This window comes from Roseiarcus fermentans (assembly GCF_003315135.1).
Classification (GTDB): domain Bacteria; phylum Pseudomonadota; class Alphaproteobacteria; order Rhizobiales; family Beijerinckiaceae; genus Roseiarcus; species Roseiarcus fermentans.
In genome coordinates, this window is the sequence record NZ_QNRK01000026.1 from 56050 (window position 1) to 68466 (window position 12417).

Below are 12417 nucleotides of genomic sequence, written 5' to 3' on the forward strand. Positions count from 1 at the left end.
CCAAGGCCCTTCCGGCTCGAAAGCCTGGCCGGAGATGTCTCAACGGCGTTCGGCGTCGGCTGGCGACCGGCGCCTGGTTCCGATAAGCCTGCCCCGCCTTCGCTCCTCAACCCGCGTCCCGCCTTTGCCCCGCTTTCTCTGTTTGCTCGCCGCCCTCGCCGTCCTCGCTGGTCTTTCCCGCGCCGCCCCGGCCGCCGACTGCGCCGTCAAGGCTGCGCCGTCCCCCGGCGGTCTCGCCGCCGTCGGCGACTACCGGCCGACGCTTCAGGTCTGCTCCTCGGAGGACGGACGCCGCGCCTTCGCCATCCGGACCCTCACGGTCGGCGGCGAAAGGCTGGCGCTGCTCGCCGACCCCGAGGCGCTGACCACCCGGCTCGAACGGGCGGCGTGCTGGACCTGCCGCGACGCGAGCGAGGACGAACTCGCGCCGACCCGGATGGGCCGGGCGATCGCGGCCTCGGCCGGGGCGCCGGGGATCGCCCATCGCGGCTTTCTGGAGAACGCGGGCCTCGTCCGCGGCGCGCCCGCCGGCGCCTTCGTCACCGGCGACCTCTGCCCGAGCGCCCGTCCGCTCGATCGCGGTTTTTTCGCGGAGCTCGAGACCACCGGCCCGCACGCTCCGGTGGCGCTGTCGATCTCCGGGCTGTGGCTCGAGCGCCACGGCGCCGACTTTCGCTGGCTGACCGACCAGCGCGACTCCGGACGACTCGCCATCCTCTGGGTCAACCACACCTTCACCCACCCCTATCGGCGCAAGATCCCCGACGCCTCGAACTTCCTCCTGAGCCGGCGGGTCGATCCGGAGCGCGAGATTCTCGACACCGAACGGCTGCTGATCGCCAACGGCGAGACGCCGTCGCTGTTCTTCCGCTTCCCCGGCCTCGTGTCCTCGGACCCGCTTATGCAGACGGTCCGCCGCTTCCATCTCGTCACCCTCGGCGCCGACGCGTGGCTGGCGATCGGCCAGAAGCCAGGGCCGGGCTCGATCGTCCTCGTCCATCCGAACGGCAACGAGCCGGAAGGGTTGCGGCGCTTCGCCGCCGACGTCGCCCGCGGCGCGATCGCGCGTCCGCTCGAGCCGCTGACCGCCGCGCCGCAATAGCGGCGGCTCGTACAACCGGCCATCCGACCGCAGTAAAAGGTCCCGGGGCGCAAATTCATTCGGGCCGCCGTCCCGGATGCGGCCGATTCACGGCATGTCCAGACTGTGACGCTCCGGAGAGGAGTGTTTATCGAGTGTCGCGCCGTCTTGACCTTGTCCAGGGTATCTTACATCTCTTGGACTGGGTCACGGGCGCTCGCCATGCAGTTCAACCAGAATCTATGCATCGAAAACATACGCCTTCCAGGGATCGGGGCTTACCAATGGCGGTTCGCGGAACAGCGTCTGATCTGGTCCGAGGAGCTGGCCCGGCTTTATGGCCTCGACGCGCTTCCCGACGGCGTGGAATTCGATGCGTTCATTCATCCCGACGACCGTCAGGCGGTCGCGCTGGCGACGCGCGCGCTGCTCGCCGCGGGCGGACCGTTCGCGCGTGAGTTCCGGATCGTCCGGCCCGACGGCGCGATCCGCCACATTCACGACCGCGGCGTCGTCGAGCGGGGGACCGACCGATCCCCGATCCTTCAGGGCGTCCATATCGACGTCACGACGCAGCGGCGGCCGCTCGCCGTCGCGCGCGACCTCTCGACGATCGATTTCCGCGAGGTGGCGGAATCGCTGCCCCAGCTCGTCTGGACCTGCGATTCGACGGGCGCCTGCGACTACCTCAGCCCGCAGTGGCTGGCCTACACGGGCGCGCCGGAGGCGGAGCAACTGGGGTACGGATGGCAGGACCGCCTGCACCCCGACGACCGGGAGCGCGCCGCGACGCGCTGGCGCGAAGCGGCCGGCAACGGCCTGAACCTCGCAGTCGAGTTCCGCATTCGCCGTCACGACGGCGCGTACCGATGGTTCCGCACGCTGGCGGTTCCCTTGCGCGACGCATCCGGCCGGATCCGCAAATGGTTCGGCAGCAATACCGACATCGAGGATCTCAAGCGCGCCGAGGCGGCGCTGCGGGCGAGCGAGGCCAGCGCCAGCGCCCGCGCGCGGGAGGTCGAAGCGCTCTACAATGCCGCGCCGATCGGCATCGTCCTGTTCGACCGCGACTTCCGCTTCGTGCGGGTCAACGAACGGCTGGCGGAGATCAACCACAAGCCCGCCGCCGAGATGATCGGCAAGCGCGCCGAGGAGGTCCTGTCCGACGTTACCGTCGAGACCCTGCGCGCGCTCGAGCCGCGTCTCGCCCGGGGCGAGGCGATCGAGGGAACGGAGGTCGAGGACATCGACCCGGTCAGCGGGCGGCCGATGACGTTCGTCGTCAACTATCGCCCGCAGCGCGGGCCCGACGGCGCCGTGACCCATTTTCTCGGAACCGTCCAGGACATCAGCGGGCGGAAGCGCGCGGAGGAGGCTCTGGCCGAAAGCGAGGCGCGCTTCCGCGGGGTGTTCGAGAACGCCGCCACCGGGATCTCCATCGCCGATCTCGACGGACGCTACGTGTCGTGCAACCCGGCCTACGCCGCGATGGTCGGTCGCCGGGCGGAGGACCTCGTCGGACGGTCGTTCGCCGAATTCCTCCATCCCGAGGACCGTCCGGAGAAGATCGCCGAGATGGCGAAGCTCGTCGCCGGCGAGAGGTCCGCCTTCGAGATCGACAATCGCTACCTGCGCGAGAACGGCGAAGTCCTGTGGGCGCGCAAGCACGTGTCGCTGCTGCGCGACGCGCGCGGCCGACCGTCGCACGTCATCACCCTCGTCACCGACATGAGCGAGCACAAGCGCCATGAGGCGCAGCAGCAGGTGCTGCTGCACGAGATCAACCATCGGGCCAAGAATTCGCTGGCGCTGATTCAGAGCGTGGCGCGCCAGACCGCCGCGCGCAGTCCGGGCGACTTCCTGCAACGGTTCGAGCAGCGGCTCCAGGCGATCGCCGCCGCGCAGGACCTTCTCGTCCGCCACGACTGGCGCGAGGTGACGGTCAAGGACCTGCTGGCGTCGCAGCTCGCCCATTTCGGCGGGCTCGACGAGCGGGTGCGGGCGAAGGGCGACGAGGTGGCGGTGACCGCCTCGGCGGCGCAGACGCTCGGCATGGCGTTCCACGAACTGGCGACCAACGCGGCGAAATACGGGGCGCTTTCGAACGAGGCCGGCTGGATCGACGTCGTCTGGGCCCTGGAGCGGAACCGCGACGGCGAGTCGATATTCCGGCTCGAGTGGACCGAGCGCGGCGGCCCGCCGGTCAGCCCGCCGGCGACGCGCGGTTTCGGCTCGATTCTGGTCGAGCGCCTCGTGCGCTCGGCGCTCGGCGGCGAGGTCGAGTACCGCTTCGCCGAGGAGGGCGTCTCGTGGCGGTTGCGATGCCCGGCCGCCAGCGCGGCGATGATGGGCTGAGGCGCGCGCGCCTCAGGAAAGCCGCGCGCGTTCCCCCTGGCGCCGAAAAGGCCCGGTTCTTCGGCGGACATGGGCTTGCGATGAGGTGCGAGACGCGCCGAGCTGATCGCCGCGCAGGCCCGTCGCCGAGGCGCCGTTCTCGTCACATCGAACCGATCGGAATTCGAGCGCGTGCCGGGGCTCGGGGTCGAGGACTGGGAGGCATAGACCCACGCGGTTCCCGACGACCCGCCTCGGGCTCCGCGACGGCTCGAATCGGGGTCGCCAGCAACGACGGCGTCCCCGCCTGCGCCGCCCCGGACGCTTTGCCCCTCAAAACCCCTCGGGCTTGCCGACCACCGTCGTGTACAGCGAGCCGTCGCCGAAGGCGCGGGCGGCGGCGCGCCGGACGTCGGCGCCGGTCACCGCGCCGATCTGGCGGTTGCGCTCGACCAGCCAGTCCGGCGCGCGGCCTTCGAGCTGGATCAGCACCAGCTGCGCCGCGATCTTGAGCGAGGTGTCGAAGCGCAGCGGATAGGAGCCGATCAAATAGGTCTTGCCCTTCTCGAGTTCCTCCTCGCCGAGCCCGTTCAGCGCCACGTCGCGGATCTCGGCCGAGGCGACGTCGAAGCTCTCGCGCGCCCGCTCGTTCTTGGTGGTGGTGCCGCCGTAGAAGAAGCCGCCGTGGTCGAGGGCGTAGAAGGCGCCGAACACGGTGTAGGCGAGGCCGCGCTTCTCGCGCACCTCGCGGAACAGGCGCGAGGTCATGTTGCCGTGACCGCCGAGCACGTGCGCCGCCACCAGGCTCGGGATGAAATCGGGATCGTCGCGCTTGAGGCCGGGGCGACCGAAACGGATGGTCGACTGCGGCACGTCGAGCGCCACCGTGTCGATCCGCCCGAGCGCGCCGAACGGCGCCTCGGGAACGGTCTCGAGGTCGCCCGCGGCCGGCAGCTCGGCGAACACCCGGTCGACCAGCGCCGCCGCGCCCTTTTCGTCGATCGCCCCGACCACCGAGATCACCAGTTTGTCGCGCGCGATCACCCGCCTCGCCGCCGCCACGAGGTCGGCGCGCTCGATCTTGGCCAGCGTCTCCAGCGTCCCGTCGGCGGGCAAGCCGTACGGATGGCCGGGGAAGGCGTTCGACCGCCAGGCGCGCGCGGCCAGCGTCGCCGGATCGTTGGCGTCGTGGCGCAGACGCGCGTTGGCGTGCTCGCGCACCCGTAAGAAAGGCTCCTCGTCGAAGCGCGGCGCGTTCAGCGCCAGCCGCAGCAACTCGGCGGCGCGATCGAGGTTCTTCACCAGCGTGCGCATCCGCCCCGACATGTGCTCGCGGTCGTTGCGAAAGCTGATCTCCACCGCCTTCTCGTCCATGGCTCTCTGGAAGGCCTGCGAATCGAGATCGCCCGCGCCCTCGTCGAGCAGGCTCGCGGTCAGCATGGCGAGGCCGGCCTTGTCCGGCGGGTCCTGCGCGGCGCCGCCGCGCATGGCGAAGTCGAGCGAGACCAGAGGAACGGCGTAGGATTCGACCAGCCAGACGATCAGGCCGCGCGGGGTGACCAGCGGCTTCACGTTGACGGCGGTTTCGGGCGACGAGACGACGGCGTGCTTTTGCATGGGGCGTTTCCGAACGGGATGGTCAGTCGGGCCGCTTACGCGGCCTCGGCTTCGAGCGGCAGGAGATGTCCGGTGACGGCGGGCTTGCCGACCAGCCATTTTCGCGCGACGGCGAGCACCGCTTCGGCGTCGACCGCCTCGATCTTCGACGACCAGTCCTCGACGTCGCGGATCGTCTGGCCGAGCGCGAGCGAGGAGCCGTACCAGCGGGCGAGGTCGGACTGGCTGTCGCGGGCGTAGATCGCGTCGGCGACGAGGCGGGTCTTGGCCCGCTCGAGCGCGCTCTCGTCCACGCCCTCGACCAGGAACTTCGCCAGCACGCGGTCGAACGCCTTGTCGAGCGCCTCGAGGCTCACGCCGGGCGCGGGCGACGCGTTGGCGATGAACCGGCTCTGGTCGAGCGCCGTGCCGTGGTAATAGGCCCAGGACGAGACCGCGAGCTTCTGCTCCATCACCAGATCGCGATAGAGGAGACTCGTCTGGCCGCCGCCGAGCAGGTGGCCGAGCACGTCGAGCGCTTCCGATTCGCCTTCCGCCGCGGTGCGGCACGACGGGACGAGGTAATGGCGCTGCCAATTCGGCTGCTGAACCTTCTCGTCGCGCACGGTGACGAGCCGGTCGGCGACCGACGGCGGCTCCAGCGGGCGGACGCGCCGGGGCGGTTCGCCGCGCGAGGCGACCTTGCCGTAGGTCTCCTCGGCCAGCGCCAGCGTCTCGGCCGGGTCGGCGTCGCCGGCGACGACGAGAATGGCGTTCTCCGGCGTGTAGAAGCGCTGGTAATAGGCGAGCGCGTCCTCGCGGCCGAGGCCCTCGATCTCGTGGCTCCAGCCGATGATCGGCACGCCGTAGGGGTGATGGGTGAACAGCGTCGCCTGCACCGCTTCGCCGAGCTGCGCGCCGGGATCGGTGTCGCAATGCATCCGGCGTTCTTCCAGCACCACGTCGCGCTCGGGCGCGACGACGTCGTCGGTCAGCACGAGGCCGGTCATCCGGTCGGCCTCGAACGCCATGCACGTCTTCAGGTGCTCCTTGGCGACCTGCTGGAAATAGGCGGTGAAGTCGGGCCCGGTGAAGGCGTTCTCCTGTCCGCCGATCGAGGCGACATATTCGGAGAACTCGCCTTTCGGGTGGGCTGCGGTGCCCTTGAACATCAGGTGCTCGAGGAAATGGGCGATGCCGGACTTGCCCGGCGGATCGTCGGCGGCGCCGTTGCGGTACCAGACCATGTGGGTGACGACGGGGGCGCGGTGGTCGGGAATGACCACGACCTCGAGGCCGTTCTTCAGGGTGAAATGGGCGACCTGAGGGACTGGGGCGTGCGCGGTCATCGAAGGTCCGGGAGGTTCGGGGGGCTCGCGGCCGTAACGACGACCGTGACGTCAATTTTTCGACATATAGGGCGCCGGAAAGCCGGTTGCGAGTCGGGGAGCGAAAGCTTGTGGCGTCCGTCGGCCAGATTCGCCAGGCGCCTGCCGCCGCCGATCGGGACAGGGTCGCCAGTCCGCGAATTCGGGGTCTTTGCGCGCCCGGGAAGCGCGTCGTGAGACCGCATGTTGACAGACCAGAGTCGCTTTGACTTTTTCCAGCGCAGCAACCATTGTTGACAGTAAATACCACTGCCGAAGAGTTTCCTGTTCGGCGGGTGTCGGAGGCAACGTCATGGGCGTCCTTTCTTCCTGGAAAAACAAGGCTGGCGGTCCGTTCGGGACGGCTGGCGACTGGAGCGGCGGCGCCGTTCCCGGCGCAACGACCGACGCGGATCTGCCCGCGCTCGGCGTGGCCTACACGGTCACGAGTTCGACCAACGAGACTGTGGATTTTCTCGAGGTCGACCCGAACGCGACGCTCAATCTCACCGGCGGCGTCTTCACCGTTTTCGGAACCTCGGCCTGGTATTCGAATGCCTACCTTCTCGGAACGATCCACGTCGGCGCCGGCGCGACGCTGAACTTCGGCGAAGCGGGCAGCCCCAGCGGCGACTCGGCCGAGATCAACGGGTCCGGGACTCTGAACATCGGTTCGACGGGCGCCCTGGCGCGACTGCAGGTTCTCGCCCCCTGGATGGGCCTCTTCAACGGCGCGACCGTCGCGCTGTCCGGCAACGCCCAGATTGGCGGCGCGACGACAGGCGGCGGGAACACGCTGGAAAACAAGAACGGGACGATTTCCGGATCGGGCCAGATCGGCAACGGCGCCGGCGCGACGGGCGGAAACGGCCTCATTCTGCTGAACGATCACAACGGCGTGATCAACGCCAACGGCGCCGCCGCGCTCGTCCTCAACACCGGCGCGAACGCGATCGGGAACCAGGGTCTGCTCGAAAACACCGGGACGGGCGGGCTCACGATCGCGAGCCTCCTGTATCAGGACGGCCGGTTGCTGGACACCGGGACTGGCGCGCTGACGCTCGACGCCGACGTCGAGGGCCTGGGAACGCTGACCGTCGCAAAGGGCGCCGTCGCCGTGCTCAACATCGGCGGGATCAGCCTCAACGGCGTCATCACGGTCGCGTCTGGCGGAAAGATCGCCACGACCTCCGGAAATACGGCGGCCGTCGGGGCGAACAACGCCTATGTCGGAGACGTCCTGTCCGGGACGATCGAGAACGCCGGGACGATCGCCGTCGCCAACAATTCGACGCTCAACCTCAACGCGTCTGTTTATAACTCCGGCGCGGGCGGCCTGTCGCTCGCGGGTTCGACGCTCGAAGTGTTCAACAACGGCGCCAGCGTCTACGGCGGGACGGTCACACTCTCCAACAGCGCACAAAACCTGATCGACAGCAACCTCGAAGGTCAACAACTCAGCGATTACGCGACGATCAACGGAGCGGGCACGATCGGCGACTCGTGGCTCCGACTGTATGTCGCGCCGACCGGCGTCGTGAACGCGGACGATTCCGTCGGGCTGACGATCGTGGGCGACAGTTCGGCTGTCGCCGCGGGCAGCGAATCGAGCGACTACAGCGCCGGAACGGTCGAGACGACCGGCGCCGGCGGCCTGACGATCGGCGGCGCTTTCGGCAACGCCGGTTACCTGATCGCGAGCGGCGCCGGCGCGCTGACGCTGAACGGCGCCCAGGTCAGCAGCGGCGGCGGCGTCGTCGAGACGATTGGCTCCGGGAGCGTCGTCCTCGACAACAACGCGGCCATCTCCCACCAAGCCTATCTGTCGATCTCGTCGGGCGGCAAGGTCGGCACGACGTCCGGCGATTCTCTCGACGTCCTCGAAGACAAAGTGCTCAACAACGGAACCGTGACCGTCGCCAACAATTCGACCCTCGTCGTTGACGACCACTGGACGGGCGCGGGGGCGGTGGACCTCAACGGGTCGACCGCCGCCACGGGGGTCGACATCGCGGCCGGCCAGATCTGGACCCTACTGGGAGGGGGAACGATCGTTCTCGGAGGCGCGGAGAATTCCATTCTCAGCGGGCCCGGCGCGTCATCGACGAACGGCGCGACGCTGAACAACAGGGGCGACACGATCGAGGGCTCGGGCGTGATCGGAGACGCGTCCATGACGATCAACAACGCCGTCGGGGCGACCATCGACGCGACCGGCCCGGGCGGCCTCACGCTCAATTCGGCCCCCTTCAACGCCACGACCTCCACGACGTTCCTCAACAACGGCGGAACGATCCAATCCGACTCGGCGGCCGGGTTGACGATCGACACAGCCATATACAATGCCGGGGCGCTGATCGCCGACGCGGGCAGCAAGATCGTGGCCAAGGGCGCGGTCTACGGCGGCGGCGTCACCGACATCAACGGGTCGGGTTCGGTCGAATTCGCCGCCACGGCCGACAACGACGTCCATTTCGGCGGCGGCTCGGGAGGGACCCTGATCCTCGACAACTACGGCGCGCCGAACGCGACATCGCCTTTCTACGGCAATGTCTACGGTCTCGCTGCAGGCGATTCGATCGACCTGCGCGACTTCGCCTACGCCTCGGGGCATATGGCGCTCGGCGCCAATGCGAGCTTCGGGACGCTCGACGGCGGTCTGAGCGTCAGCAATGGAACGCAGACGAGCTCGTACCTCTTCCTCCAGGGCAACTATTCCGCGGCCTATCTGTCCGCCAACAATCTCGCCTGGTCGTTCACCAGCGACGGCCATCAGATCGGAACGACGGGGCAGACCGGCACCGAAATCACGCTGGTCTCGGTAAAGCCGGTCTGAGCGCAGCGAGGCCGCCGGCTCGAGGCGCGCGGGAGGCGAAAGATCGGACCATCCGCGCCTCGCCGGGGTCGGCTTCGGCGTCGGCGAGGCGTCCGATCTTTGCGCGCGCGAACGGCGCCCGCCCGGCGTCAACGCGCTGGCGCGGAGACGCTCGCCGGGGTAGATTTTTCTCACCCATGCGGCGAACCTGAAGCGGCGCCGGCCGAACGCCGGACAGCCGATTCGCGGGTCGCCGCACGCAGTTGGGCCAAGACCCCGAGCCGGCGTTGGCCTCGGCGGGGCCGACGGAGGGAGGAACGCGATCCGGTGCGGCGACACAGGGGGACAGCAGGGCCGACCTCGGCGTCATGGTCGCGACGCGGCGGACGCCCGGCGCGGCCGGGCGTCTGCACGCTCCAGAACCTGCGGGCGACCCTCGGGCGGTCGCCGGCGACGCGGGCGCGGGTCCCTCGCCCACCTTTCCGGCCGAACGAACGCTTGAGAGACACGCGAGGCAATCCAGGACCATGATCATCGACTGTCACGGGCATTACACGACGGCGCCGAAGGCGCTGGAAGACTGGCGCAACCGGCAGATCGCGGGGATCAAGGATCCCTCCGTGATGCCGAAGCCGTCCGAGCTGAAGATCAGCGACGACGAGCTGCGGGACTCGATCGAGACGAACCAGCTCCGGTTCATGCGCGAGCGCGGCGCCGATCTGACCATCTTCTCGCCCCGCGCGAGCTTCATGGCCCATCACATCGGCGATTTTTCCGTGAGCTCGACGTGGGCCGCGATCTGCAACGAGCTGATCCATCGGGTCGCAACGCTCTTTCCCGACAATTTCATCGGCGCGGCGATGCTGCCGCAGAGCCCGGGCGTCGATCCGAAGACCTGCATCCCCGAGCTGGAAAGGTGCGTCCGGGACTACGGCTTCGTCGCCATCAACCTCAATCCCGACCCGTCGGGCGGCTGGTGGACGAGCCCGCCGCTCACCGACCGACACTGGTATCCGATCTATGAAAAAATGGTCGAATACGACATTCCGGCGATGGTTCACGTTTCGACCAGCTGCAACCCCTGCTTCCACACCACCGGCGCGCACTACATCAACGCCGACACCACGGCGGTGATGCAGTTCATCCAGGGCGACCTGTTCAAGGACTTTCCGACGCTCCGGTTCGTCGTTCCGCACGGCGGGGGCGCTGCGCCCTATCACTGGGGCCGCTACCGCGGCCTGGCGCAGGAATTGAAGAAGCCGCTGCTCGGGGAGCACCTGCTCAAGAATGTCTTTTTCGACACCTGCGTCTACCATCAGCCGGGGATCGACCTGCTGACGACGGTCATTCCGGTCGACAACATCCTGTTCGCCAGCGAGATGATCGGCGCGGTGCGCGGCGTCGACCCCGAGACCGGCCACAACTACGACGACACGAAGCGCTACATCGAGGCGGCCGCGAACCTCTCGCCCGAAGAGCGCTACAAAGTCTATGAAGGCAACGCGCGCCGCGTCTATCCGCGCCTCGACGCCGCGCTGAAGGCCCAGGGTCGATAAGCGACCCGACAAGGAGAAGCGTCATGACTGAGCTCGGCGTCGTTCGACGCGCCATTCAACGCGCCGACCGTGCGTCGGTCGACCGGCTCGCGGGCTTCGGCGTCGCGACCGTCCACGAGGCGATGGGCCGCGTCGGCCTGATGCAGCCGTACATGCGCCCGATCTATCCCGGCGCCCAGGTGTCCGGCGCGGCGGTGACGGTGCTGCTGCACCCGGGCGACAACTGGATGATGCACGTCGTCGCCGAACAGATCCAGCCCGGCGACGTGGTGGTGGCGGCGATCACCGCCGAATGCACGGACGGCTACTTCGGCGACCTGCTCGCGACCTCTTTCAAGGCGCGCGGCGCCCGGGCGCTGATCATCGACGCGGGCGTGCGCGACGTGAGGACGCTGACCGAGATGGGCTTCCCGGTGTGGAGCAAGTGCGTGAGCGCCAAGGGGACGGTGAAGGCGACGCTGGGCTCGGTCAACATTCCGGTGGTCTGCGCCGGCGCCCTCGTCAATCCCGGCGACGCCATCGTCGCCGACGACGACGGGGTGGTGGTGGTTCCGAGGGAATGGGCGGAGAAGACCGCGGCCGCGGCCGCCGCGCGCGAGGCCAACGAAGGCGAGAAGCGGGAAAAGCTCGCCTCCGGCGTGCTCGGCCTCGACATGTACGCGATGCGCGAGCCGCTCGCCAAAGCCGGCCTGAAATACCTCGACTGAAGGCGACGCTCATGACCCAGGCAGACAAGCCCGTCAGCGGGCCGTTCGAAAAGACCAGAGGCTGGCTCGACTGGTGCGAGGGCCCGAGCCGGCCCGATTTCGTCCTGCCTCCGGGCAGCGTCGATTCGCACTGCCACGTGTTCGGACCCGGGGCGGAGTTCGCTTACGCGCCGGAACGAAAATACACGCCCTGCGACGCGAGCAAGGCGCAGCTCTTCGCGCTGCGCGATCATCTCGGCTTCGCCCGCAACGTGATCGTGCAGGCGACCTGCCACGGGGCCGACAACAGCGCCATGGTCGACGCCTGCCTCGCGAGCGGCGGGCGCGCCCGAGGCGTCGCGACGGTGCGCCGGAGCGTGACCGACGAGGCGCTTCAGCGCCTGCACGACGCGGGCGTGCGCGGCGTCCGGTTCAACTTCGTCAAGCGCCTCGTCGACTTCACGCCCAAGGACGAGCTGATGGAGATCGCCGGCCGGATCGCCCGGCTCGGCTGGCACGTGGTGATCTATTTCGAGGCGGTCGACCTGCCGGAACTCTGGGACTTCTTCACCGCCCTGCCGACGACCGTGGTCGTCGACCACATGGGCCGGCCGGACGTGACCAAGCCGGTCGACGGGCCGGACTTCGCGCTGTTCCTGAAATTCATGCGCGACAACCCCAACGTCTGGGCGAAAGTGTCCGGCGCCGAGCGCCTGTCGGTGTCGGGACCGCCGGCGCTGAACGGCGAGCGGCGGCCCTATCGCGACTTCGCCCCGTTCGCCCGCAAGGTCGTGGAGACCTTCCCCGAGCGGGTGATCTGGGGCACCGACTGGCCGCACCCCAATCTCAAGGACCACATGCCCGACGACGGGCTGCTGGTCGACATCCTGCCCTCGATCGCCCCGACGGCGGACTTGCAGCGCCGACTTCTCGTCGACAATCCGATGCGACTCTACTGGCCCGAGGAAACAGGAGTCTGACG

Annotated in this window: 8 protein-coding genes; 6 read left to right on the plus strand and 2 right to left on the minus strand. The window is 68.7% G+C overall.

All coding sequences use genetic code 11. From position 1 onward, the window contains the following. Positions 1 to 124: 124 nt before the first annotated feature. Positions 125 to 1102, plus strand: a complete 978-nt coding sequence (locus DFR50_RS21095) for a polysaccharide deacetylase family protein (protein WP_210208991.1) — start codon at positions 125 to 127, stop codon at positions 1100 to 1102. Between the two features lie 201 nt (positions 1103 to 1303). After that, positions 1304 to 3436: a PAS domain-containing sensor histidine kinase gene (locus DFR50_RS21100; protein WP_113891248.1), complete on the plus strand. Its 2133-nt coding sequence runs from the start codon at positions 1304 to 1306 to the stop codon at positions 3434 to 3436. 312 nt (positions 3437 to 3748) lie between these two features. Here the strand turns inward: DFR50_RS21100 and DFR50_RS21110 are convergent, their stop codons facing one another. Both DFR50_RS21110 and DFR50_RS21115 read right to left on the minus strand, forming a co-directional pair. After that, positions 3749 to 5032 carry a M16 family metallopeptidase gene (locus DFR50_RS21110; protein ID WP_113891249.1) on the minus strand — a complete coding sequence of 428 codons (1284 nt, stop codon included), beginning with the start codon at positions 5030 to 5032 and terminating at the stop codon, positions 3749 to 3751. Between the two features lie 35 nt (positions 5033 to 5067). Further along, positions 5068 to 6360, minus strand: a complete 1293-nt coding sequence (locus DFR50_RS21115; RefSeq protein ID WP_113891250.1) for a M16 family metallopeptidase — start codon at positions 6358 to 6360, stop codon at positions 5068 to 5070. Between the two features lie 331 nt (positions 6361 to 6691). On the opposite strand from DFR50_RS21115, the gene DFR50_RS21120 reads away from it, so the two are divergent. From DFR50_RS21120 to DFR50_RS21135, 4 genes are all read left to right on the plus strand, one after another. Then, positions 6692 to 9214, plus strand: coding sequence for a beta strand repeat-containing protein (locus tag DFR50_RS21120; RefSeq protein WP_113891251.1), 2523 nt, complete (start codon positions 6692 to 6694; stop codon positions 9212 to 9214). Positions 9215 to 9720: 506 nt separating this feature from the next. After that, positions 9721 to 10749 carry an amidohydrolase family protein gene (locus tag DFR50_RS21125; RefSeq protein ID WP_113891252.1) on the plus strand — a complete coding sequence of 343 codons (1029 nt, stop codon included), beginning with the start codon at positions 9721 to 9723 and terminating at the stop codon, positions 10747 to 10749. 23 nt (positions 10750 to 10772) lie between these two features. Further along, positions 10773 to 11456 carry a 4-carboxy-4-hydroxy-2-oxoadipate aldolase/oxaloacetate decarboxylase gene (gene ligK, locus DFR50_RS21130; RefSeq protein WP_113891253.1) on the plus strand — a complete coding sequence of 228 codons (684 nt, stop codon included), beginning with the start codon at positions 10773 to 10775 and terminating at the stop codon, positions 11454 to 11456. An 11-nt stretch (positions 11457 to 11467) separates the two neighbouring features. Further along, a complete protein-coding gene (locus tag DFR50_RS21135; RefSeq protein ID WP_113891254.1) occupies positions 11468 to 12415 on the plus strand; it encodes an amidohydrolase family protein in 948 nt (315 codons plus the stop codon). Positions 12416 to 12417: the final 2 nt, after the last annotated feature.

Excerpts from the sequence above, each read along its gene's own strand:
- DFR50_RS21100 (WP_113891248.1), top strand. The coding sequence starts at position 1,304 with ATGCAGTTCAACCAGAATCTATGCATCGAAAACATACGCCTTCCAGGG.
- DFR50_RS21110 (WP_113891249.1), bottom strand. The coding sequence starts at position 5,032 with ATGCAAAAGCACGCCGTCGTCTCGTCGCCCGAAACCGCCGTCAACGTG.
- DFR50_RS21115 (WP_113891250.1), bottom strand. The coding sequence starts at position 6,360 with ATGACCGCGCACGCCCCAGTCCCTCAGGTCGCCCATTTCACCCTGAAG.
- DFR50_RS21120 (WP_113891251.1), top strand. The coding sequence starts at position 6,692 with ATGGGCGTCCTTTCTTCCTGGAAAAACAAGGCTGGCGGTCCGTTCGGG.
- DFR50_RS21125 (WP_113891252.1), top strand. The coding sequence starts at position 9,721 with ATGATCATCGACTGTCACGGGCATTACACGACGGCGCCGAAGGCGCTG.
- ligK (WP_113891253.1), top strand. The coding sequence starts at position 10,773 with ATGACTGAGCTCGGCGTCGTTCGACGCGCCATTCAACGCGCCGACCGT.
- DFR50_RS21135 (WP_113891254.1), top strand. The coding sequence starts at position 11,468 with ATGACCCAGGCAGACAAGCCCGTCAGCGGGCCGTTCGAAAAGACCAGA.